This window comes from Gordonia sp. AC31, assembly GCF_031844505.1.
Classification (GTDB): Bacteria; Actinomycetota; Actinomycetes; order Mycobacteriales; family Mycobacteriaceae; genus Gordonia; species Gordonia hongkongensis.
In genome coordinates this window covers 142,514-166,647 of sequence record NZ_JAUZVK010000012.1, presented here as the reverse complement: position 1 = coordinate 166,647, position 24,134 = coordinate 142,514, and the positions used below count along the sequence as shown (strand labels likewise).

Annotated in this window: 20 protein-coding genes; 7 read left to right on the top strand and 13 right to left on the bottom strand. The window is 69.3% G+C overall.

The window, feature by feature from the left end; genetic code table 11:
- Positions 1-163: 163 nt before the first annotated feature.
- From Q9R39_RS15895 to Q9R39_RS15875, 5 genes are all read right to left on the bottom strand, one after another.
- Positions 164-1,834 (bottom strand): thiamine pyrophosphate-binding protein, encoded by a 1,671-nt coding sequence (locus Q9R39_RS15895; protein WP_058251296.1) that lies wholly within the window; start codon positions 1,832-1,834, stop codon positions 164-166.
- A complete protein-coding gene (locus tag Q9R39_RS15890) occupies positions 1,834-2,625 on the bottom strand; it encodes a cyclase family protein (RefSeq protein WP_238995010.1) in 792 nt (263 codons plus the stop codon). The genes Q9R39_RS15895 and Q9R39_RS15890 overlap by 1 nt, the downstream gene beginning before the upstream one ends.
- The gene (locus Q9R39_RS15885) at positions 2,625-3,359 is read right to left on the bottom strand and encodes a tellurium resistance protein (protein ID WP_078111705.1); all 735 of its coding nucleotides are present in this window, start codon (positions 3,357-3,359) and stop codon (positions 2,625-2,627) included. The genes Q9R39_RS15890 and Q9R39_RS15885 overlap by 1 nt, the downstream gene beginning before the upstream one ends.
- A gap of 104 nt (positions 3,360-3,463) precedes the next feature.
- Positions 3,464-5,611 (bottom strand): Ig-like domain repeat protein, encoded by a 2,148-nt coding sequence (locus Q9R39_RS15880; RefSeq protein WP_311277761.1) that lies wholly within the window; start codon positions 5,609-5,611, stop codon positions 3,464-3,466.
- Positions 5,612-5,638: 27 nt separating this feature from the next.
- Positions 5,639-7,315, bottom strand: a complete 1,677-nt coding sequence (locus tag Q9R39_RS15875; RefSeq protein ID WP_058251293.1) for an Hsp70 family protein — start codon at positions 7,313-7,315, stop codon at positions 5,639-5,641.
- A 76-nt stretch (positions 7,316-7,391) separates the two neighbouring features.
- Here Q9R39_RS15875 and grpE point away from each other — a divergent pair, with 76 nt between their 5' ends.
- A complete protein-coding gene (gene grpE / locus Q9R39_RS15870) occupies positions 7,392-7,901 on the top strand; it encodes a nucleotide exchange factor GrpE (RefSeq protein ID WP_058251292.1) in 510 nt (169 codons plus the stop codon).
- Here the strand turns inward: grpE and Q9R39_RS15865 are convergent.
- The gene (locus Q9R39_RS15865; RefSeq protein ID WP_058251291.1) at positions 7,862-9,916 is read right to left on the bottom strand and encodes a prolyl oligopeptidase family protein; all 2,055 of its coding nucleotides are present in this window, start codon (positions 9,914-9,916) and stop codon (positions 7,862-7,864) included. The two genes, grpE and Q9R39_RS15865, sit on opposite strands and share 40 nt — an antisense overlap.
- 212 nt (positions 9,917-10,128) lie before the next feature.
- Here Q9R39_RS15865 and Q9R39_RS15860 point away from each other — a divergent pair, with 212 nt between their 5' ends.
- The gene (locus tag Q9R39_RS15860; protein ID WP_058251290.1) at positions 10,129-11,706 is read left to right on the top strand and encodes a serine hydrolase; all 1,578 of its coding nucleotides are present in this window, start codon (positions 10,129-10,131) and stop codon (positions 11,704-11,706) included.
- A gap of 3 nt (positions 11,707-11,709) precedes the next feature.
- Here the strand turns inward: Q9R39_RS15860 and Q9R39_RS15855 are convergent, their stop codons facing one another.
- Genes Q9R39_RS15855 through Q9R39_RS15845 form a run of 3 tightly spaced genes read right to left on the bottom strand, consistent with a single transcriptional unit; the run spans position 11,710 to position 14,093 of the window.
- Positions 11,710-12,198, bottom strand: coding sequence for a DinB family protein (locus Q9R39_RS15855; protein ID WP_058251289.1), 489 nt, complete (start codon positions 12,196-12,198; stop codon positions 11,710-11,712).
- 10 nt (positions 12,199-12,208) lie between these two features.
- Positions 12,209-13,468, bottom strand: coding sequence for an NADH:flavin oxidoreductase (locus Q9R39_RS15850; protein WP_311277760.1), 1,260 nt, complete (start codon positions 13,466-13,468; stop codon positions 12,209-12,211).
- Positions 13,469-13,490: 22 nt separating this feature from the next.
- Entirely contained in the window at positions 13,491-14,093 is a 603-nt protein-coding gene (locus tag Q9R39_RS15845; RefSeq protein ID WP_058251287.1) for a TetR/AcrR family transcriptional regulator, read from the bottom strand.
- A gap of 118 nt (positions 14,094-14,211) precedes the next feature.
- On the opposite strand from Q9R39_RS15845, the gene lpdA reads away from it, so the two are divergent.
- Both lpdA and Q9R39_RS15835 read left to right on the top strand, forming a co-directional pair.
- On the top strand, positions 14,212-15,597 hold the full coding sequence (gene lpdA / locus Q9R39_RS15840) for a dihydrolipoyl dehydrogenase (RefSeq protein ID WP_159370036.1): 1,386 nt from the start codon (positions 14,212-14,214) through the stop codon (positions 15,595-15,597).
- A gap of 4 nt (positions 15,598-15,601) precedes the next feature.
- On the top strand, positions 15,602-16,486 hold the full coding sequence (locus tag Q9R39_RS15835; protein WP_311277759.1) for a 3-methyladenine DNA glycosylase: 885 nt from the start codon (positions 15,602-15,604) through the stop codon (positions 16,484-16,486).
- A gap of 15 nt (positions 16,487-16,501) precedes the next feature.
- Here the strand turns inward: Q9R39_RS15835 and Q9R39_RS15830 are convergent, their stop codons facing one another.
- Together Q9R39_RS15830 and Q9R39_RS15825 are read right to left on the bottom strand one after the other, a co-directional pair.
- Positions 16,502-17,146: a methyltransferase domain-containing protein gene (locus Q9R39_RS15830; protein WP_311277758.1), complete on the bottom strand. Its 645-nt coding sequence runs from the start codon at positions 17,144-17,146 to the stop codon at positions 16,502-16,504.
- Positions 17,147-17,162: 16 nt separating this feature from the next.
- Entirely contained in the window at positions 17,163-17,699 is a 537-nt protein-coding gene (locus Q9R39_RS15825) for a carboxymuconolactone decarboxylase family protein (protein ID WP_058251283.1), read from the bottom strand.
- Positions 17,700-17,724: 25 nt separating this feature from the next.
- On the opposite strand from Q9R39_RS15825, the gene Q9R39_RS15820 reads away from it, so the two are divergent.
- Positions 17,725-18,189, top strand: a complete 465-nt coding sequence (locus Q9R39_RS15820; RefSeq protein ID WP_058251282.1) for a MaoC family dehydratase — start codon at positions 17,725-17,727, stop codon at positions 18,187-18,189.
- Positions 18,190-18,209: 20 nt separating this feature from the next.
- Here the strand turns inward: Q9R39_RS15820 and Q9R39_RS15815 are convergent, their stop codons facing one another.
- Positions 18,210-19,616, bottom strand: coding sequence for a lipase family protein (locus Q9R39_RS15815; protein ID WP_311277757.1), 1,407 nt, complete (start codon positions 19,614-19,616; stop codon positions 18,210-18,212).
- 297 nt (positions 19,617-19,913) lie between these two features.
- Between Q9R39_RS15815 and Q9R39_RS15810 the strand changes: the two genes are divergently transcribed.
- Positions 19,914-21,326: a lipase family protein gene (locus Q9R39_RS15810; RefSeq protein ID WP_311277756.1), complete on the top strand. Its 1,413-nt coding sequence runs from the start codon at positions 19,914-19,916 to the stop codon at positions 21,324-21,326.
- A 107-nt stretch (positions 21,327-21,433) separates the two neighbouring features.
- Here Q9R39_RS15810 and ramB read toward each other — a convergent pair whose 3' ends face one another.
- Positions 21,434-22,876: an acetate metabolism transcriptional regulator RamB gene (gene ramB, locus Q9R39_RS15805; protein ID WP_058251281.1), complete on the bottom strand. Its 1,443-nt coding sequence runs from the start codon at positions 22,874-22,876 to the stop codon at positions 21,434-21,436.
- 60 nt (positions 22,877-22,936) lie between these two features.
- Between ramB and Q9R39_RS15800 the strand changes: the two genes are divergently transcribed.
- Positions 22,937-23,707: a hypothetical protein gene (locus Q9R39_RS15800; protein WP_065630172.1), complete on the top strand. Its 771-nt coding sequence runs from the start codon at positions 22,937-22,939 to the stop codon at positions 23,705-23,707.
- Positions 23,708-24,134: the final 427 nt, after the last annotated feature.

Genomic DNA, 24,134 nt, shown 5'->3' with positions numbered 1-24,134 from the left:
CATCGACCCCCGACGCCTGCCCCGACCCGCTTACAACCGACGCACCATGCGACTCGACGACGCCCTCGTATAACTGCCCCGCGCAGACCAGACCCTCCGGCGTCGACACCCCGGCGCCACACGACCTTTGACAACTCCACAGTGTGAGGCGATCCCGGCGGGGTCAGTGCCCGGCAAAGGCCTCCGCGAGCCACCAGGCGCCGCCGTCGTCGGTGATCTTGGCGTCGATGACGAGAGGCCCGGAAGGTTCGGGTGAGGGCAGCGAGGCGACCCAGTCCCGTACCTCGTCGAGGTCGTCGAGGCCGGTGACCGTCACGCCCGTCGCGCCGTGTCCACGGGCGATCGCGGCGATGTCGACCTCAGGGAACGTCACCGTCGTCATGTCGGCGTCGCCGAAGTGGTGCACCTCGGCCCCGTAGGCGGAGTCGTTGTAGACGATCACGACCAGCGGCAGTGCCAGACGTACGGCGGTCTCCAGTTCGGCTATGGCCATGAGGAATCCGCCGTCGCCGGTGCCGAGGACCGGGACCCTGTCCGGTTGCGCGAACGCCGCGCCGATGGCCGTCCCGAGGCCCAGCCCGATCGACTGGAAGGCCTGAGTGAAACAGAAGCCGAACTCGTCTGGCACGGACAGATGCGTCGACGGATAACCCATGAAGTTGCCGGAGTCGATGGAGACGACGCGGTCGGCGGGCAAGATCTCGTCGAGCGCGATGGTCAGTGCCCTCGGATCGACCCGGCCGGCGGTCACCTCGCCGGTGACGGGGACGTCCTGCCACCTCGATGACACCGAGATCCGTTCCCTGACTTCCTCGGTGCGATAACCGGTGGGGCCGCCATCGGCCGCGAGGATCGTGTGCACATCCGTCGCCGTTGCACCGCAGTCGCCGACCACCCCGAGGTCGATCGGGCGATGCGCGCCGATGGCGTCGATGTCGACGTCGACCTGCACCACGGTCGTGTCCGTGCCGATGAGTCGGCCGTGCCGCATCGTCCACATGTTCAGGGCGCAACCCCATCCGACGATGAGGTCGGCGTCGGCGATCAGCTCGGCGGTGGTGGGGGAGGAGAAGCCGCCGGAGATGCCCAACGAGAACGGGTTTCCCGCGAACAGGCCGTTCGCGACCGCCGACGTCGCCACCAGCGCACCGGCGGCCTCGGCCAGGGCCGCGATTTCGGGACCGGCGGAGCGCGCCCCTCGGCCCGCGACGAAGACGGGACGCCGCGCACCGCGGATCGCATCGGCGAGGCGGGCCGCCGACCGGGTGTCGGGACGCGGCCGCGGCGGTTCGACGGAGAGCTCGACAGGTCCCTCGAAACCCGCTGCGGCGGCGGCGATGTCGATCGCGACGTGCAGAACGACCGTCCGGCGCTGGGTGACCGCGGTGCGGAAAGCGCGGGTCACATCCGCCACCACCGTGCCCGGTCCGTAGACGCGGTCGTTCACGGCGCCGACGCTCGCGGCGAGCGCCTCCTGGTCGATGCGGAAGTTCGACCGCAACGCCGACGCGGGTGCATCGGCGGTGAGCACGATCATCGGCGTGCGGCTCTTGGCGGCCTCGGCGATGCCGGTCATCGCGTTGGTGAGCCCACAGCCCTGGTGCACCGACAGCACGCCCACCCGTCCCGACATCCGCGCATAGGCGTCGGCCATGCTGGCCGCGCCGCCCTCGTGGCGGGCGGCGGTGAACGAGACACCGCCGGCCCGAAGGGCGTTGGTCAGCACGAAGTTCCCGCTGCCGACCACACCGAAGGCATGGCCGACGCCGAGATCGGCGAGAACGCGGCCCGCGACGTCGGCGACCGTCGGGCCGTAGCGGCCGGGTGCCGCCATCAACTCTCGACGATCGCCAGCACGCGCGACGGACTGCCCGTGCCGCCGACGATCGGCAACGGACTCACGACGATCACCGCGCCGGTCGGCGGGAGCGAGCCGAGGTTGCGCAGCGAGGTCAGCCCGTACTTGTCGTTGCCCAGGAAGTGGTAGTGCACCGGGAACGCGGGATCGAAACCGCCCGCGAGACCTGCGTCGACGCCGACGGTCTCGACGCCGAGGCCGGTGATCTCGCGCTCGGTGGCCAGCCACTGCGCGCACTCCACCGACACCCCGGGGGTGTGCGACCCGGTGTCGTCGGCGTTGAGGAACTCGGCTTCGGAGCCGCCCCGCGACTCCCAGCCGGTCCGCAACAGCAACCAGGTGCCGGCGGTGAGGCGACCGTGTTCGGTCTCCCAGGCCTCGACCTCGGCGACGCTCAGGAGATGATCCGGGTCGTCGGCGACCTCATCGGTCAGGTCGAGGACGGCCGCCGGGCCGATCAGCCGTTGCACCGGGATCTGCGAGACGTCGTCCCCGTCGCGTCCGCTGATCCAGTGGATCGGTGCGTCGAGATGGGTGCCGATGTGCTCGCCGGTGTGAATGTTGTTGTGCCGCCAGTACGGTCCCGGCTCGTTGTAGGCGCTCACCTCTTCGAGTCTGAAGTCGATCAGGTTCGCGAACGGGGCGGGCAGTCGCAGCGCGGGCGTCGCCGCACTGAGCGGGGTCGTCAGGTCGATGACTCGCAGGGAGCCATCGGCCAGACCGGCGACAAAGCTGGCCAACCGGTCGGACGTCGTGGAGTCGGCCACTACTTGCGCGCTCCGCGCCAGTTCATGCCCCAGCCGTACGCCTCGTCGACCTTGTCCTGTGCCCCGCGGATGTAGCGCACCTCGCGGTTGAGAACCAGCTCGCCACCACGGTTCTCGAACAAGGCGATCGCGCACGAGAGCGCCGACTGATCCGCTTCGTCGAGCCGGACCTCGATCTCCGGGCCGTTGGCCGGGAACAGGGTGACGACGCCGTTGGCGCCGGCCCAGTTCGGGGTGCCCTCGTAGATGTAGGCGAAGATCAGGATCCGCCGGATCCGGTCGGTCGCGGAGAGGTCGATGTACATGTTCTCGCCGCCGGAACCCGACCGGTCGTCGCCGTCGAGGTAGATGATCGGTTGTCCGTCACGGGGCGCCCGGAACGAGTTGCCCAGGGCCTGCACGATGCCCTTGCTCCCGTCGGTGAACTCCCACAGGCAGGCGAGGTCGAGGTCGATACCCTGCGCCTTGCGGAAGAGCCCGCCGCCCTTGGAGTTCGACGTCCAGCTCAGATTGACACGCACTTGACCGGAGGTCGCACCCTGCTTGCTCAGCGAGATGCTCGGCGCCGACTTCGTGAGGGTGATCTTCGACAGCGAGACCGGCGGCGCGGGCGGCTGCTGACCGTAGCCCGCGGGGGTGGGCGGTTGCTGGCCGTAACCCGCGGGAGCGGCCGGGGGTTGGGCGGGCGGCTGCGGCGGCTGGGCCTTCGGACGCTTCGTGTAGTCGATCCCCATCTCGGTTCCTCATCTCGTCGTGGTGACATCGTCGTCGGGTGCGATGATCGGACGGCGAACACACACTCGCCGCAGGTGTTGGCGCCCAGCGTAGTGGACCATCGTCAGCGGCCGGTGTCCGTTGCCGGGGCGTGAGCCCGCGCGGACGGACCGAAACTCGATGCGACGTCGAGCTGCCCCTGCGGATTCCGGCGGCAGCTGGCCACGGCGACATGGCACGGACGTGGGACGTTCGCGGGGATCGGGTAGCCGTCGTCGATCTGGTACCGGGTGTTGGTGATCTTCGACGCGACCGCCGCCGGGTCGGCGGGGTGTTCCGGAGCGGCATCCGCCCGAATGACCACCATCGCTTCGGTGACACCGGCCGGCCACTCGAAGCGCACGGTGTCGGCGTCGACGCGGACCGCGGTGATCGGCGGCGGGTCATCCGGATGGGGGGTCGCCGGCGGCTGCGGCGCTGTGGTCGCCGGAGCGGGCGCGGCCGGGACGGGGGTGGCGTCGGAGCGGGCGGGGGCGGACTGGCTTCCGGCCAGCACGGCGGTGACCTCGTACACCGGCGGCACCGGGTCGGGCCGACTGCCGTCGGAGAGTTCGGTCCCTGCGGTGCGGCCGAGCGTCCGGGTCGACCCGTCGAACCCGATGCGCACGACGCGGTAGGTCACCGACTCCGTCGCGGACGGATCCCAGGAGACGGTGATCGCACCACTCTCGGCGACGAACCGGACGTTGCGCGGCGGCTCCACGGTCAGCACCGTTGCCGCCGAGTTGAGGCCCTCGTGATCGGTGATCCGAAGTCGCATCACGGCAGCGGCGGTGAGGCTCGCCGGGTTGCTCGCGGATGCCGACCGCGCGATCTCGCCCGCCTGGGCGACGATGTCTCGCGACGCCTCGAGGCGGGCCTGGAGCGACCCGCCCGAGTCGGGAAGACGGTCGATGTCCCGGGCTCGCCGGAACACGTCCTCCAGCAGTTCGAGCGCCGCGACGTGGCGCATCTCGTCCGCGAGGTCCCGGGCCCGGCGGGAGTCCGCCACCGCCTGCGCGATGACCCGTTCGACCTCGTCGGCGACCGCCGCGATCTGCCGGAGCGCCGCGGCATCGTCGCCGGCTCCGGCACGCGCATCGGCGATGGCCGCGCGCGCCCGGACGGGCAGGCCGTCGCGCAAGGCCGCGCGGGCGGCGCGGAGATCGTTCTCCCACAACCGCTTCGGCGGCGTGGGTGGCTCGGCCGACGGCGGGGGGCCGGCCGACGGCGGGGGGCCGGCCGGTGGGCTCACGGCTGCTCCGAATTCGGCGGCGAGTCCGGCGATCACGGTGCGCGCATCGCGTGTGCCGAGTCCGCGGGTGCGGGCCTCGTCGAGCAGGAACTCATGGTCCTGCGCACCCAGTTCGTCCTCGACCAGGACCGCGGCCCGGACCCGTGGTCGGAGATGGTCGGTCACGGCGTCAACGACCGATTGCCGATACTCCTGCGCCAGCACGGGATCGGAGAGCAGGACGTCGTGGACGTGGACCAGCAGCTCGTCGAGGACCGCGCGGAAGCGGCCGGCGGCGAGCTCACGGGCTCGTTCGTTGAGCGCGACGGCCCGCGACTCGATGACGCCGCGATCGGCGGCGGCGTCGGTGTCGAGGTGTAGCAGGGTCAGGAGCGTCGGGGTGGGATCGCCGTCGCGGAGTCGGTCGAACTCGGCGAGCAGGTCGGCGATCTGACCGCGTTGCTGCGCCGACAAGGACACCCGCGGCGGCGCGGGTTCGGCCGACGCGGGCGGGGCGTCGTCGACGATGCGATGACGCCGCAGTCGGGTGTCGATCTCGGCCGGATCGAGGCCGCCCATGGCGCCGATCTCGTCGAGCCCGGCGCGCTTGGATCTCGGGATTCCGCCGTAGCGCTCGTTGAGCCGCGCGATCGCGTTGTCGAGGAGTTCGAATCGCTGCTGATCGCGCAGTTCGCGTCGGGTGCTCACCGCACGAGCCTCGGCGATCCGACCGGTCTTGTGCCGCAACGGCGCCGACCGCTCGTCGTGTTCGGCAACCAACCGGGCCACCAGGATGCGGTACTTCGGGTGGTCGCGTTGCTTCTGCCAGAAGGCCCACACCTCGTCGAGTCGGGCGGCCACCGCGGCGTCGTCGAGTCGCTCGGCCTCCTCGATCGGGAGGTCATACAGTTCGAACGAATCCGATTCGCTCGGGCCTCCGCGCTTCTCGACCGCGGCGAGCACACGTTTGCGATAGTCGTTGCCGACAAACGGTTCCATCAGGTCTCTCTCCTCCGGCGGAGGCCGTCAGTGGTCGCGGCGCCGGGAGCGGTGGACCTGATCGAGTTCGCGCTCGACCTCCGATTTCGACAGCGAGGCACCGGTTTTGGCCGACAATGTGAGCGGAATCTGCGCATCGACGTGGAAAGCGGTGACGTGCAGGACGCCGTCGAAGGCCATCTCGAAGGTCACCGACACCTCGCTGCCCTCGTCGTATCCGGGCGGGATGTCGGTGATCGCTCCTTCGATGAGGACCTTGGCGTCCTCCGGTCGCGGGGAGGCGGCCTGCCCCTGCTGTTCCAGCACGACCAGCTCGATGCGGGACTGGTCGCGTCGCATGGTCCCGAACGACCGTCGCACCCGGATCGGGAGCGTCGAATTCCGCTGGACCAGCCAGCTGGCCTCCAGTTCGCCGTTGTGGCCGTTGACCGCCAGCACCCCGAAACCGCGGGAGACCACTGTGTCCACGACGACCTCGAGCATGCGGCGGACACTGCTGACGGGCAGCGCGAACGCGTGGGCGACCCGGGTGCAGGACTCGTCGAGGTCGGCCGGTGCGACGCCGTCGAGACCGCGGTCCTCGCGCAGGCGTCCGCGGGTCGTGAGGTCGGCGCGGACGAGTCGTTCGATCTCCAGCTTCTCGCCGTAGATCGCTGCCCCGCGGGCGACAGCGAGGTCGGGGTCGTTCAGTTCCGGTGTCGTGCCCAGTGCGGCGGCGAGTTCCCGCGCGACCATCGGCATCCGCGACGAACCGCCGACCAGCAGGACACGGTCGACGGCTGACACGCCTCGGCGTTCGGCGGCGGCCAGGCATGACCGGGTGAGTTCGACGGTCCGGGCCAGCAGCGGACGGGTGAGTTCCTCGAGTTCGGCCCGGGTGAGCGTGATGACCGACCGGGCGCCGTCGTGGGCGACGATGACCGAGGTCGAATCCGACTCGGTCAGTTCGTGTTTGGCGCGCTCCGCGGCGAGGATGAGCGACTGCGAGCCGGCCGAGTCGTCGAGCGGGTCCTCGGCGTCGGGGTGTTCGGCGCAGAACGTGCGCGAGAGGTGCAGCGCCAACCGCTCGTCCCAGTCGGCACCGCCGAGCTGGTGATCGCCGTCGACGGCGAGCACGGTGATCCGGCGGTCGGCGAGTTCGATGACCGTCGCATCGAAGGTCCCGCCGCCGAGGTCGTAGACCAGGACCGTCTCGTCGGGTGTGCCCTTGGCCAGCGGGTCGGTCAGGCGGCTGAAGCCGTAGGACAGAGCGGCGGCGATCGGCTCGGACAGGACCCCCGCGACCTCGAGGCCGGCGTACGTGCCGGCCTGGATCGTCGCGCGCCGCTCCTCGTCGCCGAAATAGGCGGGCACCGTGATCACGGCGCGCTCGACCTGCTCGCCGGCGAACGCGGCGTCGGAGATCAGCGACTTGAGGATGAGTGCCGAGATCGCCGGCGCCGACCACGTCTGGCCGTGCGCGACGAAACGCCACTGGGCATCGCCCATCCGCCGCTTCACCAGGCTGCAGACGTTCTCCGGGTCGAGCCTGGCCTGCCGGCGGGCCCCCTCGCCGACGACGTGATCCGTCGGCGACGTCAGCAACACCGTCGACGGGGTGGTCGGTGCGCCGGTCAGTCCGACGATCACCTCCGGGCGGCCGTTGGCGTCGATCTTCGCCAGCGCCGAGTTGGTGGTTCCGAGGTCGATCCCGATTACGCCCACGACCGGGGATGCTAGCAGCGCAGACGGTCTCGCCGGTGCCGGACGATCGGCCGGTGGAGTTGATTACGCTGGCGGAATGACGTCTCCGGAGGGTGATGTGCCCGAGCGAATCGACGGGCTCGCGCAGTTGGGCGAGCAGGTGTCCGACCTCGCCCTCGTGGTTGCGCGGCAGACCAGGACGATCGAGCGGCTCGTCGACGCCGCCAGATCCCCGGCCGCCGCGGCCGGGGCGGACACCGCCCTGCTGGTCGACCTCTTCGCACTCCACACCGACGCGGCGACGTGTGCGGTCTCGGCGTCGGAGGCCGACCGGCCGGCGTTCGAGCTGCTGCGCGCCGGACTGGAACGCCTCATCGTCGGCCGCGGGGGAGCGGTCGTCGCACCGCCGGCCGGGACCGACTTCGATGCCCGCACCATGGAGGCGGTCGACGTCCATCCGACCGACGACACCTCCGCGGACCGCACCGTCGCCGAGCTGCTCCGTCCCGGGCTGGTCGTCGGCGAGCGCTCGGTCCGGCCGGCGGCAGTGGTGGTCTTCCGGAGCGGTCAGTCCTCGGGAGACAGTGTCCGCCAGAGGAACTCGTAGGCCAGGGCCGATTTGAACGCGGCCTGCTTGTTGTCCGCCGCGCCGCCGTGGCCGCCCTCGATGTTCTCGTAGTACTGCACGTCGTGACCGGTTTCCTCCAGGCGGGCAACGAGTTTGCGCGCGTGACCGGGGTGGACGCGATCGTCGCGGGTCGACGTCGTGACCAGGATGGGCGGGTATGTCGCGTCCGCGTCGACGTTCTGATAGGGCGAGAACGGCTTCATGAACTCCCACTGTTCGGGGTCGTCGGGGTCGCCGTACTCGGCCATCCACGACGCCCCGGCCAGCAGGAGGTGGTAGCGCTTCATGTCGATGAGCGGGACCTGGCAGACCAGAGCGCCGAACAGCTCGGGATAGCGCGTCAGCATCACTCCCATGAGCAACCCGCCGTTGGAACCGCCCTGGGCGCCCAGCTGTGACGCAGTGGTGAGTCCGGTGTCGACGAGGGCACGCGCGACGGCGGCGAAATCCTCGTACACCTTGTGCCGTCCCGCTTTCTGCGCCTGGGTGTGCCACGACGGGCCGTATTCGCCGCCGCCCCGGATGTTGGCGATGACGTAGATCCCGCCGCGCTCGATCCAGCTCTGCCCGGCGATCGCGAGATAGCTCGGGGTGAGGGCGTTCTCGAATCCGCCGTAGCCGTAGAGCAGCGTCGGTCCCTGGGACACGTCGCGCCGACGCACCACGAAGTACGGCACCTGCGTGCCGTCGTCGGACGTCGCGAAGTGCTGCTCGGCGGTCACCGCGTCGGAGTCGAAGAACGCGGGGCTGTGTTTGATGACCTCCGGAGCCCGGCCGCTCTGGCCGTGGAGCAGACTCGGCGGATCGGTGAACGACGTCGCCGACCAGAACACCTCGTCGCTCTCGTCGGGATCGGTGTCGAGGACCGAGACCGTGGCGAGGTCGGGCAGACCCGGCATGTCCACGGCCTGCCAGGTGCCGAGTTCGAGTACCTCGACCCGGGTGTGCACGTCATGCAGCTTCACGATGATGAGATGCGTACGCGTGTAGGCGTAGTCGACGAGGCTCGTGTGCGCATCGGGCGCGAAGAGCACGGCCGCGTCGCGGTCGCCCGCCCGGTAGGCCTCGTAGTCGAAGGCCAGCAGTGTGCCCGGTGCGTGCGCGGTGCCGTCGATCTCCCACTCCGATCGCGTGAGCACCAGCAGCCAGTTCATCCGGACCCCGGCGTGCGCGTCGGTGGGCACGTCGAGCAACTCGGGGCGGCCGTCGCGCAGTTCGTAGTCGAGTGAGTTGAAGAAGTCGGTGGCGCGACCGACGAAGTGGCGTTCGAATCCCGGTGTGCTGTCGTAGCTCGCCCGCACCGACACGTCCCCGGTCTCGCCCGCGAAGACCGTCACGGCATCCGACAGCGGGGTGCCGCGCGTCCAGCGCTTGACGATGCGGGGGTAGCCGGAGTCGGTCAGCGAGCTCAGCCCGTCCGGTTGCACGCCGAAATCCGTTCCGACGTAGACGGTGTCACGATCGATCCACCCGACGTCGGATTTGTTCTCCGCCAGCTCGAAGCCGTCGGCGACCCAGGTGCGCGACGGGATGTCGAACTCACGGACCACGGAGGCGTCGGCGCCGCCGCGCGAGAGGGAGATCAGCGCGCGCTCGTACTCGGGGCGCAGTACGGAGGCGCCGGCCCACACCCAGTTCTCGTCCTCGGCGCGTGCGAGTTCGTCGACGTCGATGAGGACATCCCAGTCGGGGGTGTCGGTCACGTAGGAGTCGTACGTCGTACGACGCCAGAGACCACGCGGGTTGGTCGCGTCGCGCCAGAAGTTGTACAGGTACTCCCCGCGGCGACGCGCGTAGGGGATGCGGTCGTCGGTGTCCAGGGCGGCAAGCGTTGCGGCCTCCAACTCGCGGAAGCGTTCCGACGACGTCAGCGCCGCCACCGTGGGCTCGTTGTGCGCGCGCACCCAGGACAGCGCGTCGTCGCCGGTGACGTCCTCCAGCCACAGGTACGGGTCGGTGTCGGACGTGGGGGCGTCGTAGCCGTGCTCGGTCATGGCGTCCAAACTACGCGGGCGGCCGTCGCGACCGTGCTCCGCGCAGGAGCGCTCACGGTGTCGGCCCCGGCAAAACGCCCACTACAGGTTGTCCGCGCGGGGTATCGTGACGCAGCGACGTCGAGGAGACCCCCATGGCCACTGCCCATTCCGTTCCCGCCCGCTGTCCCGGCCATGAACCCCCACGGACGTCGCGATGGGCCCGCCTCTCGATGGCCACCTGTTCCGTCGTCGCCGTGGTTGCGCTCGTCGCGGCTTGCGACAGCGGGTCGTCGGGCACCGGGGCGCCACCGTCTGCATCGGAGTCTCTGGAGAACCCGAATGCCGTCGCCGCCGAACCGCTGCCGGCCGATGCGGTCGACAAGGCGGTCGGGCAACTCGACGACCTGGTCAACTCGATGATGGAGTCGACCAAGATCCCGGGTGTGGCCGTGGCGGTCGTGTCCGGTGGGGAGACCAAGTACGCCAAGGGGTTCGGCGTCAAGGACATCACGACCGGTGAGGCCGTCGACCCGAACACCGTCTTCCAGCTGGCGTCGGTGTCGAAGTCGGTGGGATCGACGGTGGTCGCGGCCGCCGTCACCGACAAGACGGTGACGTGGGAGATGCCGATCGTGGAATCGCTGCCGTGGTTCGCGCTCGCCGAACCGTACGTCACGCGCACCGTGACCGTCGGCGACATGTACTCGCACCGATCCGGTCTGCCGGACCACGCGGGCGACAAACTGGAGGACATGGGGTACTCGCAGCAGGAGATCATGCAGCGCATGCGCTTCATGCCGCTCGACCCGTTCCGGATCAGCTACGCCTACACCAACTTCGGGGTGACGACCGGTGGCGAGGCGGTGGCGGTGAAGGCCGGGACGGACTGGGCGACGCTGTCGCAGGACCTCATCTACGGTCCGCTGGGCATGACCAGCACCAGCTCCCGCTACGTCGACTTCGAGCGCCGGGCCGACCGCGCGGTGGGGCACATCAAGGAAGACGACAAGTGGGTCAAGACCCCGATCCCGCGCGATCCCGATGCGCAGTCACCCGCCGGCGGTGTGAGCTCGAACGTCAACGACATGGCGACCTGGCTGAAGATGGTGCTGGCGCAGGGCAAGCACAACGGCCAGGAGGTCGTGGCCCCCGACGCGCTGCTCCCGGCCCTCTCACCGCAGATCGTGTCGAGCCCGCCCCAGACGCCGGACAATCGCGCCGGATCGTACGGTTACGGTTTCAACGTCGGGGTGACCGAGGACGCCCGGACGCAGTTCAACCATGCCGGCGCGTTCGCGTCGGGCGCCGGCACGGTGTTCTCGATCCTGCCGTCGGCCGACACCGCGATCGTCGTCCTGTCCAACGCCGCGCCCCTCGGTGCGGTGGACTCGATCGCCGCCGAGTTCATGGACCTCGTGCAGTTCGGCGAGATCCGCAACGACTGGCGCGACCTCTACGCCAAGGCGTATGCGCCCCTGAGCGTGCCGAGCGGCGAACTCGTCGGCAAGGAACCGCCGTCGAATCCCGCACCGTCGCAACCACTGCCGTCGTATGTGGGTACCTACGCCAACGCGGTGTACGGACCGGTGGAGGTCGTCGAACGCGACGGGAAGCTCGTCCTGGAGATGGGGCCGGGCGGCGTCCGTAAGCACGAACTCACTCACTGGGACGGCAACACCTTCACCTTCACCCTGCTCAACGAGAACGCCGAACCTGGCTCGATCTCGCAGGTCACGTTCGACGGCCCGCGTATGACGATCGAGTACTACGACGACGAGGAGAGCAACGGCGAGTTCATCCGGCGCTGACGGTCAGCGGCCCGTCCGGCCGTCGACGCCCTCGCGGATGATGTCGAGATGGCCGGCGTGACGGGCGGTCTCCTCGATCATGTGGGTCAACGCCCACCGCATCGACGGGGAGGAGCGACGTCCGCTCGCCCTGGGCGCCGCCTCGGCGAGATCGGTGTAGGCGTCGATGACCTCGCCCGCCTCGGACACCGCGCGGCGGTATGCCGCCTGCACCGATGCCACGGTCTCGTCGTCGGGGCAGGTGAACGTCGCCTGCCAGTCGTCCGCGTCCTCGCCCAGGAAGAAGAACCGTTCGACGAACGTCAGGTGGCGGACCACCCCCAACAGGCTGGTGCCCGACGGCACCGCGGCCGCACGGGCGTCGACCTCGGAGACGCCGTCGAGTTTGGCCACCGCGGAGGCGCGCAGATAGTCGAGGAAACCGACCAGCACCTCCTTCTCCGAACCGCCGGTCGCCGGTGGCGGGGTGTCCTTGCGACGGCGGGGAGGCATGGCCCCCACCCTAATGGTGGGCGGCCACCGGGTCGGGGACCTCGCCGGTCCGGACCGGGCATCGGGTGTGGGAGTAGATCGTCGGCATGCAGAGATTGCAGTGGACGCACTTCGACGTCGTCGACGGGTCGGCGGCGAGGCGCAGCGGTAGGTCGGGTTCACGCAGGAGCGCGCGCCCCATGGCCATGAAGTCGAAGCCCTCGGCGAGCGCGAGGTCCATCGAGGCGCGATCGGTGACGCCGCCCAGGAGGATGAGCGGCAGGTCGACGGCCTTGCGGAGTTCGCGCGCGAGAGGCAGCAGATAGGCGTCGTGATAGCGGTAGTGCTTGAGGAAGACCGGTGCGAAGGCCTTCAGTCCGTACTTCATGACACCGGAGAACGCATCGGCGAACTCTTTGCGGGGTGCCTCGCCGTGGAAGAGGTACATCGGGTTGAGCAGTGAACTTCCCGCGGTGGGTTCGATGGCGTCGAGGTGGCCGTCGGATTCCAGCAGCTGTGCCACCTGGCATGCCTCGTCGACGTTGAAGCCACTCAGCCTCGCCCGGCCCCGGGCCCGCGCCGCGGGCGAGCGCTCGAGGTCGACCCGGCCGACGCCGTCGAAGAGGTTGAGCTTCACCCAGATCGCAGCCTCGTCCCCGACCTCGTCGCGCACGCTATCGACCACCTCACGGGCGAGGCGGGCGCGGTTGACGAGGCTCCCGCCGTAGGCGTCACGACGCCGGTTCAGCAGCGGGGACAGGAAGCTGGAGATGAGATAGTTGTGGCCGCAGTGGATCTCGAGTCCGTCGAAGCCGGAGTCCACCGCAAGCCGTGCGGCCCGGCGGAACGTGGTCCGCAGGTCGGCGATGTCGTCGACGCTGATCGCACGGGTCACCGACATTCCCATCGGCGCGGGTATCCGTGACGGTCCCAGGGAGGCGGCCCGGTTCGACGCCGAGTTCGCGACCGCGCCCGCGTGCCCCAGTTGGGCCGCCGCAAGTGCGCCCTCGGCGTGGACTGCGTCGGTGAGTCTGCGCAATCCGGGAACCGCCTCGGGGCGCATCCAGATCTGGTGGCGGTCGGTGCGGCCCTCAGGTGAGATCGCGCAGTAGGCGACCGTGCTCATGGCCACCCCGCCGGCGGCGACCTCGCGATGGAACTCGATGAGTTCGTCGGTCACCAGGGCGTCGGGCGTCATCCCCTCGAAGGTGGCGCATTTGATCAGGCGGTTCCGCAGGTGCAGCGGTCCCAGCCGGGCGGGGCTGAACGGTCCGGTGGTGGGGCTGTCCACAACGGGTCCTCTCACTCGTGTCTCACGTGGCGGGTGCGGTCAGTCCGGCGGTGACGAAGCCGGCCAGGGCCGTCACGGCGGCGGGGCTCGAGGTCTCGGTGCCCCCGAACCGCAGGAGGATCAACTGGAAGGCGAGTGCCCAGCGTCGGCGCGCCTCGCTCGCGGTCAGGCCGGGGACGGCCTCGGCGAGCATGTCGGCGAACGGATCGAGATCGAACCAGCGCGACGTCCAGCTCGCGGTGGGATGGGCGAACACAAACCGTGCGAGCAGCTGTAGGTGCAGATGTCCGGTTGGGTCGGACTGCAGGTCGACGAAGGGGGCCACCACAACGTCGACGACATGCGCGATCGGCGTACCGGCCGGGTCGAGGGAGGCCAGCGGGTCGGCCCACAGCGGACCCAGGCGAGACTCCAGCAGCGCGATGGTGAGGTCGTCCTTGGTGCCGAAGTGATAGTGCACCGCCGCCGGGTTCGCCTCGGCGGCCGCGCAGATCGCCCGGACGGACACCTTGTCGTATCCCTCGGCGAGGAAGAGACGTTCGGCGACGGCCAGCAGGGCGTCGCGGGTGGGCAGCGACGTCGAATCGCGGCGCTCACCGCGTCCGGCGCGCGTGGTCTGGGTCACACGTCGAGGAAAGCACAGTTCAGTCGATGTTTCAATCAATGATTGAATGTGCAGGTTGCTACCGGCGAGTAGTGGGACACTCTGCGGCGACGGTCGGGCGCGACGTAGGCTGGCAGTCGTGGCTGAACACTTTCAAACAGTTGTATTGGGTGCAGGTCCAGGTGGGTACGTAGCCGCGATCCGGTCGGCTCAACTGGGCATGAAAACCGCCGTCATCGAGGAGAAGTACTGGGGCGGTGTGTGTCTGAACGTCGGATGTATCCCGTCCAAGGCCCTGTTGCGCAATGCGGAGCTCGCACACATCTTCAACCATCAGGCCAAGACCTTCGGCATGAGTGGTGAGGTGTCCTTCGACTTCGGCGCGGCATTCGACCGCAGCCGCAAGGTCTCGGACGGCATCGTCAAGGGCGTCCACTACCTGATGAAGAAGAACAAGATCACCGAGATCGACGGTTACGGCGTGTTCACCGACGCCAAGACCATCAAGGTGGGCGACCGGGAGATCACGTTCGACAACGTCATCATCGACACCGGGTCGACCGTCAAGCTGCTCCCCGGCGTCGAACTGTCGGAGAACGTGGTCACCTACGAAGAGCAGATCCTGACCCGTGAACTGCCCGAGTCCATCGTCATCGTCGGTGCGGGCGCCATCGGCATGGAGTTCGGTTACGTCATGGCCAACTACGGCGTCGACGTCACGATCGTCGAGTTCCTCGACCGCGTGCTCCCCAACGAGGACGCCGACTCCTCGAAGGCCCTCGCCAAGGAGTACAAGAAGCTCGGCATCAAGCTGCTGACCTCCACCCGGGTCCAGAAGGTCACCGACAACGGCGACAGCGTCACCGTCGCCTACACCGACGCCAAGGACAAAGAGGGTGAGCTCACCGTCGACAAGGTCCTCATGTCCGTCGGATTCGCCCCGCGCGTCGAGGGCTTCGGCCTCGACAAGACCGGTGTCGAACTCACCGATCGCGGCGCCATCGCCATCGACGACTACATGCGCACCAACGTCGACGGCATCTACGCCATCGGCGACGTCACCGCCAAACTGCAGCTCGCGCACGTCGCCGAGGCCCAGGGCGTGGTGGCCGCCGAGACCATCGCCGGCGTCGAGACCATGACCCTCGGTGATTACCGGTTCATGCCGCGTGCCACCTTCTGTCAGCCGCAGGTCGCATCGTTCGGCCTCACCGAGGCGCAGGCCAAGGACGAGGGCTACAACGTCAAAGCGACCACGTTCCCGTTCTCGGCCAACGGCAAGGCCCAGGGGCTCGGCGAGACCGCGGGCTTCGCCAAGCTCGTCACCAATGCCGACACCGACGAGCTGCTCGGCGGACACCTGGTGGGCGACAACGTCTCCGAGATGCTCCCGGAGATGACGCTGGCCCACAAGTGGGATCTCACGGCCAAGGAGCTGGCGCGGAACGTGCACACGCACCCGACCATGTCGGAAGCACTGCAGGAGACGTTCCACGGCGCTCTCGGGCACATGATCAACCTGTAGACGTGTGAGTGCAGACGAGCGGGTCCGGGAGTGGACGCTCCCGTGGCCGCTCGACCTGCGGGCAACGGTCGGCCTGCACCGGCGCGGTGCGTGCGACCCGGCGTTCGTCTACGCCAGGGACGGTTCGGTCTGGCGGGCGGTGCACACCCCCGACGGGCCGGGCACCCTGACGATCGCCGTGCGGTCCGGCGTCGTCGTCGGTCGCGCATGGGGTCCCGGCGCTGACTGGCTGCTCGACCAGATGCCGGATTTCCTCGGTGCGCGTGACGATCCCGACGCCCTCGTCCCCCGCGATCCCGTTGTGCGGGAACTGGTGCGCCGCGCCGAGGGTTTGCGGCTCTCGCGCACCGACCGGGTCTGGGAGGCGCTCGTCCCGGCGATCCTGGAACAGAAGGTCGTCGGCGCGGAGGCGTTCCGTGCCTGGCGGTACCTGCTGCGCCGCTTCGGTTCTCCCGCGCCCGGACCGGTCCCGGAGACCATGCGTGTGCCGCCCGCCCGGCAGGACTGGGTGCGCATCCCGAGCTGGGAGTGGCACCGCAGCGGCATCGAACCGGTCCGCATGCGGACCATTCGCGGCGCCACCACCATCGACGTCGAACGTCATGCGCGGAAGCTCACTGTGCTCCGCGGTGTCGGCCAGTGGACCGAGGCGGAGACGCTGTCGCGGTCGCTCGGCGACCCCGACGTGGTCAACGTCGGCGATTACCACATCCCGAAACTGGTGGGGCTCACCCTGATCGGCGAGGCCGTCGACGACGCCGGGATGCTCGAACTGCTCGAACCCTATGCGGGGCAACGTCAACGAATCATCAGGCTGGTCGCGCGGCGGGGCGTCCGGCCCGAACGGCGCGGCCCGCGGATGACGGTCCGCGACTACCGGGAGTTCTGACGCCCCTCGGGCCGCCTACGGCGCCGGCTTGCGTGCCAGCACGAACTGCCCCTGACCGGTGATCGTCTGCTCGACGTCGTCCGCACCGGCGCGTCGGAGGCGCTCGACGATCTCGTGATCGTCGAAGATGCGGTACCCGCTCGCCCCGGCGAGCGGCCGGACACCCGGGAACGAGGTGAGCGGCGTCGTCACCGAGGTGAAGACCACGATCTCGCCACCGGGTGCGGTCACCCGCACCAGCTCGTCGACGACCGGTAGCGGGTCGGGGATCAGATAGAGCGCCGCCAGGCAGGTCACCACGTCGAAGGTGTTGTCGGCGAACGGCAATGCGTGGGCATCACCCCGCAGGAACGCGGCCCGCCCCACCGCGTTGGTCTGCGCGGCCCGCGCCAGCATGGGCGCGGAGAAGTCGATGCCGATGCAGCGACCGTCGCCGGTGAGTCCGTCGGCGATCTCGCGTGTGTAATTGCCGGGGCCGCAGGCGATATCGAGGACCAACCGGTCACCCGGGCGGGCGAGGTAGGCGCGTAGTGCGCGGTCGAAGTCGGCGGTGGAACGGCCGCCGAGGCTGAAGAGCCGGGTGAAGGTCGGCCGCCAGAGATGCTCGTAGATCTCGGCGAAGTACTCGTTGCGCATCAGGCGCTGCGCGATCGACTCCATGTCAGGGGTGTCGCAGTCAGGAGCGGGTGTCGCGCTGGACGCGCAGCGTGTGGATGGTGGTCGCGAGGCTGTCGTATTGACCGACGAGCAGGGTGAACCCGATGAGTTTGCGCTCGTCGAGGTGCCGGGACAGCGCCTGCCATGCGATGTCGGAGACGTCCTTGGTCTCGACGAGTTCGTCGACGGCCCGCAGGATCGCCCGTTCACGATCACCCCACCCGGCGTCGGGACCCGCCAGGATCCGGTCGAACTCGTCGGCGGTGATCCCGGCGCGTCGTCCGAGGCGCCGGTGATGGTCGAGTTCGTAGTCGCAATGTCGCAGGTGGGCCACCCGGATGATCACCATCTCGGAGTCCTTGCGCGACAACACGCCGAATGGCATGAGGCGACTGCTGAAGTGGAGCCAGCCGCGGAACAACCCCTTCGCGCGCCCGAGGGTGGAGAAGATGTGCGCGTCGTCGACACCCATGACGCGTGCAGCCCCCCGCGCGAAGACGAAATTGACCGGCCCGAGCTCCCGGAAACCACCCGGTGCAACGCGAGGTGTGCCCATGGGCCCACGGTAGACTACGCGGACTATGACGCACACCACACGGACGTTCACCAGTGTCGACGAACTGAAGGCCGCGATCGGCGAGGACCTCGGCTCGGGCGAGTGGCTCGAGATCACCCAGGAACGAGTCGACGCCTTCGCCGATGCGACCGGCGATCACCAGTGGATTCACGTCGACCCCGAGCGTGCGAAGTCCGGTCCGTTCGGGACGACCATCGCCCACGGGTACCTGACGGTGTCGCTGCTGCCGATGATCGCGGGGAAGATCTTCACCGTCGAGGGCCCCAAGCTGGTCCTGAACTACGGCATGAACAAGCTGCGCTTCCCGAATCCGGTGAAGGTCGGCGCCCGCATCCGCTCGAACGCGGTGATCACCTCGATCGAGGAGACCCCCAAGGGCGTGAACATGGTCGTCACCAACACCGTCGAGATCGAGGGCGAGGCGAAGCCCGCGTGCGTCGCCGAGAACCTTCGCGTCCTCGTCTTCTGACCAGGGCGGCTCCTCGACGCTCAGCGGCGGCACTCGTCGACGGCCGGTTCGCCGCGTAGCCGGCGGTCGAGCCAGTCGAGGGCGACGGGGAAGCCGAGCAGCGCCGCGCTGACGTGTTCACCGAAAACCTCGCGGTAGGCCATGACCGCACCGAGGGCGCACTGTTCGCGGTAGAGGGCGCGGGCGCCGGCCGCGGGTATCCACCACTCGTGGGTCCCGTGGTAGATCAGCAGCGGGATCACCGAGGCGCGGTCGGCCATCGCGGTCAGCCGATAGATCCGCTCGGCGGTCGGCGACCGGAACGGGTCGGGATCACTCGAGAGCAACTGCATCGGCAGGAAGGTGCCACCGGCCACCGCCTCGGGGATCACGCACACGTTCTTCAACGGCGACGACGCGAGCCAACGCGCGGGCCGGTTCGCGAGGGCCAGGATCTCCGGGCGCTCGCGCGCGATGCCGACGGTGGCCGCGTGGAACAGGCCGGTCGCGAGGTTCGCGTTCATGCTCCCGACCAGCATGCGGAAGTCGGCCGGGACGCCGCCGAGAGCCGCGCCGACGACACGGTCGGTGAGCTCGGGTGCGTACTCGCCCAGTAGTTTCGCCGCTCCGTGGGTGGCGATGGCACCGCCCGAGTATCCGGTCATGGCGATCCGACTGCGGCGCAACAACTCCGGGCGCGTGCGGAGGGCCGCGCGGACGGCGTCGAGGATCACGTGCCCGGCGAGTACCGGCTCCGCGTAGGCCATCCGGGGTCCCTGGTGGTCGGGCACGAGCACCGCATAGCCCTCTTGCAGCGCCAGCTGGGTCGTCGGCGGGATCAGGTCGGTGACGCCCGTCGCGATGGAAAACCCATGCGCGAGTGTGTGTCCCGGTGTGCAGGCGGCGCCGAGTGAGTCGATCGGCAGGTTGTTCACGAGCATCGGCGTCGGTGCTCTGGCCGTTCGACGCGGGACCAGCAGGGTCGCGGTGCCGAAGATCGGCGCCCCGACGGCATCGGTGCTGCGGAACTTGATCAGCGTCGCCGATCGGAGCGGTACCGTCACCACCGGCCCGGCGGCGGCGGTGACGTCGCGGGTGGCGATCACGTCTCCCGGCGGGCGTGAATCCAGGTCGGTCGGCCAGCGGTCGAACATCGGGTCACCCGTGGGGGACGGCAGAATCGCTTCGCGCAATTCGAGTGCGCGGTGGTCGAATCCGTCGGCCCGCGCACGAGGCGGGATCGTGCGAAGCCGAGGAATGGGCGGCGGTGGCACCGCGCGGTCGATGGCGCCTGCGACGGGCGGCGGCAGCGGCATCATGTTCGGCGGGTCCGCGGCCGATGGCCCGGCGGACAGCGAGCCGACGGCGGCCACCAGCAGCGCGGCGACCACCAGCACTGTGGCCGTCCACACCGCCCGGCGTCGAAGCGCGTGCCGGGTTTCCGTCATGGCGGTGCCTCCGCGTCGAAGAGCGCTTCGTCGGTGACCTTAGGACAGTCGACCCGGCGCGGACCTCCGTTGCGCATCGATGGTCGCCGCACCGAGATGTAACCGTGATGTGCGGCGCGATAGGCGGTTTCGCGTGTCACCCGACCGGACTACATGGGTGTCGCCATGGATGGTCGCTCCCGCGCAGGCCGTCGTCACCGACTAGCATTGGCGGAGGTCATCGCGGTTCGAGTCGTCAGAGGTGCTGCCGGGGGGCGGGCGACTCGACGATGGCCGAGGTGAGACGGGAGGTTGGCGATGCCGGCCAGGGGTGTTCTTCGACGATCGGTCCGACGCGCAGCGGTCGCGGTGACGGCGACGTGTGCCGCCGCGGCGCTCCTCGCGGGCCCGACCGGGGCGAGTGGTCCCGCCGACGCCGAGCCGCCCAATCTCACCGCGGTCCCGCCACAGTTGCCGGCGGACGTCGACGGCCTGATCCCGGCGCCGCCGGTCGAGAAGCTGTCGCGCATCCCGGAACGGTCCCGGATTCCCGGCGCCTCCCGTGAACTGCAAGAACTGCGCGAGGCGATCATGCCGTCGCCCAGTGGCGACCGGTTCTTCGACCACTGGCCGGCCGGTCTGGCCGCGCGGACACCCGGTGAGGTCCTGACCACGCGGTCGGTGACCCGGGTGGCACAGCCCCTGGTCTTCGTCCCGCTGCGATCGGCGCGGCAGGTCAAGTTCCGGACGACCGACGCCAACGGCGCCCCGATGTTCGGCACGGCCACCCTGCTGGTGCCGGTCAAGGCCTGGACCGGGCGGGGAGACCGCCCCGTCCTGGTCAACAACTCGCCGATCGTCGCGCTGGGCACCAAGTGCACGACGGGCTTCACCTACGCGCACGGTTTCACCAACAACACGAACGAGACCGATCTCATCCCGCCGTTCACCCAGCTCGCGTTGGACCGGGGTTATGCGGTGCTCGTGCCCGACCACACCGGGCCCCGGATGGCCTACGCCGAGCCGTATGTCGCGGGCCACGTGATCCTCGACTCGTTGCGCGCGGCCGGCGCTCTCGACCCGGCGAACTTCGCCCGCGGACCGGTCGCCATGGTCGGCTACTCCGGCGGGGCGATCGCCACCCACGGCGCGGCCAAGCTGGCCGCGAAGTATGCGCCCGACATCGCCGGGCGGTTCGTGGGGGCGGCCATCGGCGGGGTGCCCGCCGACTACCGGACACTCGCCGGCGCCATGAACGCGAACCTCGCGTCCGGGGTCTTCCACGCCGCGATGCTCGGCGTCGCCCGGGAACGGCCCGAGGTCCTCCGGATGTCGAACCATCTGGCGAGATGGCTTGCGACGTCGGAGATCCGCAACATCTGCACCGATGACATGGGCAACCTCGGGATCGCTCACCTGCCGACGCAGCTCCTGTCGACCGAGCCCGATCCGTTCCACTCCGCGATCGCCGAAGAGCTCTTCGAGGTCACGTCCATGTCGGATCTGAAGGCATCGATGCCGTTGCTGATCTACCACGGGCGCTACGAGTGGTGGGTTCCCGCAACCCAGGCGCGGGCCCTCGCCGCCCAGCAGTGCGATCTCGGTGCGACAGTGACGTATCGGGAGTACGAGGCCGAACACGTGACGGCGGCTGCGGTCGGGTTCCCGGACACCGCGACCTGGCTCGACGAACGTCTGCGCGGAGTGCCCGCTCGGGACGAGTGTCGATGAGTTGTGCTGCGGCCCTTCGTGGCTCGTCGACCTCGACGCGCTCCTTCGTCGCTTGCTCGGCCCGGCGGCTATCGCTCCTCGCACCTCAGGGAGCAGAGGGGGGTGGATCAGGGCGCGGCGGGGCGCGTTTCGGTGAGGCTCATGTACGGCGAGACGCTGCTGGTGTGTTCGTCGATGCGGAGTGATGCTCCGACCGCGGGGAACGCGCGCTGGGCGCAGTTGGTCCGCTCGCACACCCGGCAACCGGCGCCGATCGGTGTGACATGCGCCTGCGGTCCGATCTCCAGACCGTCGGAGTAGATCACCCGCGCGGCGTGGCGCAGTTCGCATCCCATGCCGATCGCGAAGGTCTTGCCGGGCTGTCCGTAGCGGGTGGCGCGGCGTTCGACGGTGCGCGCAACCCAGAAGTAGTTCCGGCCGTCGGGCATCTCGGCGATCTGGGTGATGATCTTGCCGGGGTAGGCGAATGTCTCGTAGACGTTCCACAGCGGACAGGTGCCGCCACTGGACGAGAAGTGGAAACCGGTGGCGGACTGACGTTTCGACATGTTCCCGGCTCGGTCCACGCGCACGAACGACCAGGGGATGCCCCGCAGGTTGGGCCGCTGCAGCGTCGAGAGGCGGTGGCAGATCGTCTCGTAGGAGACGGCGTAGAAGGCCGAGAGGCGTTCGATGTCGTACCGGAAATCCTCTGCGGCGCCGTGGAATTGGCTGTAGGGAAGGACGACTGCGGCGGCGAAGTAGTTCGCCAGACCGAGGAGTCCCAGCGCCCGGGCGTCCTCACCGCTGAAGTTCGCCTCGTCGACCAGTTTGTCCAGGAGGTCCTGGTACTCGAGATAGCAGAGCTCGCTGGCGAGTTTGAACGTCCGCTGACCTGCCGAGAGCGACGCGGAGAACTCCAGACGCCGGGCCTCGCGGTCGAACCGGTGCAGGGTGTAGTCCCCGAGGTCGACGCGGCGCACGATGCTGATGCCGTGGACGCTCTCGATGCGGTTCATGATCTCGCGCCGGATGTCGGCGGAGTGCATCCGCATCCGGGTCGTCATCTCCTCGGCGACGACATCGAGCTCGTGAATGTAGTTGCGGCGCTGGTAGAAATAGTCCCGCACCTCCTCGTGCGGCGCGCTGATGGTGCCGCGCATGCTGCGGTCGCCCCGCTCGTCGGTCGCCGCCGCGAGCTGATCGGTGGCGACCCGGTAGCGGCGGTGCAGGTTCACCATCGCCTGGGCCATCTCGGGATGCGACGCGACCATCGCGCTGAGCCCCTGCGCGTCGAGTGCGCCGGGGGAGGCCTCCAGGTCGTCGTCGAGCAGCGCCTCACGCAGCTCGGCGACCAGCCGGACATCGTCCTGGCTGTCGAAGAACCCGGCATCGACACCGAAGGCCTCGGTGATCTTGGACAGCACCGACGCGGTCAGCGGACGGGCATCGTGCTCGATCTGATTCAGATATGACGCCGAGATCGACAGGGTCTGCGCGAGGGCAACCTGCGACAGGCCGCGCTCGGAACGCAATTGGCGCAACCGCGAGCCCACGTAGGTCCTGCTCATCGTCCACCTCCCGGACAGGTGCTGCCGCGTCGCGCGTCGTTCCCAGGGTACGGTGACCGCGTGCTACCCCTCCTCGGCCGACGCCGCCCGCCGGCAGCGCTGGCCGCGTCGGTCGTGGCAGTGGCGCTCGGCCTCGCGGGGTGCGCGGGCGACCCGGGGGAAACGACGGCTCCCCGCGGTCCCGCCGATCTCGTGCTGTCCGAAGCCCAGCTGCCGCCGGGGTACACATCCGCCCCGCTGTCGGTGGTGGATCTCGTCGCCGGGAACCGGGCCGCCATCGACGCCTCCCGATCGGTGCGCGTCACGCCCGAGTACTGCCGGCCCACCTCCGACGCCGCGCTCAACGACCAGCTGACCGCCGACAACTCGGCGGTGCTGGCCGCCCGTGACGGCGCGACGGGCACCCTCGTCGAACTGGTCACCACCGCATCGCGCGACATCGACGCCGACCGGCTCACCACGACCGGTCGCTGCTCTCGGACCACGACGGAGATCACCACCGGCAACCTGGCGGGCAGTCGGGTGCTCACGGTGTACACCGAACTGCCCCAGCCGGAGATCGACGGCGGGTTGCTGCCCGGGGAGCAGATGCTGCTCACGCGATCCGACGTCACGACGACCCTGCCCGACGGCGGTGTCCGGCGGCAGATCGGGTTCGCCGGGTACGCCGTGCTCGACCGGCCGGCATCCGGGCCGGTGACGATGCAGCTGACGGTGTCGGGTGCGACCACCCGTGCGAGCGATCCGCCGGCCATCCCGGTGGAGCCGATCGAACCGTCGGTGTTCGCGGATCTCTTCGAGACCGCCGTCGAGCGCGTCACCACACCCTGACGGCCGCCGTCCGCTGTCCGCGGGCGGTGCCGCACTGGTGTGATGGACATCACTTTCGGGTATCCGGCCGTCGAGGTCGGGGTCCGAGGGCCTCCGAGACCACGGATCGGCTCGACTACTCGTGAGTAGAAAATCCCAGTACGGACGTACTTTTTGGCGGAAGTAGACCCTGCGTTCACAGAGCTATATTTGCAAACTTTGCAAACAGGAGGCGAAAAATAACCCATATTTACACGCTTCGAGGGTTGGACCTGCGGGTTTGTGTTGTGGCACCCTTGCTGCAGGCACCACCGATACCACGTCGACGGGTTCGCAAACCTCGGCCGAGACTGACGCCGATCGCGATCACACACCCCAGACGAGGACATCGGCTGTCTGTCAGCAGAGAGGTTCCGGCGGCGCGCCGGGCCGTCGCCCCGATCCGGTC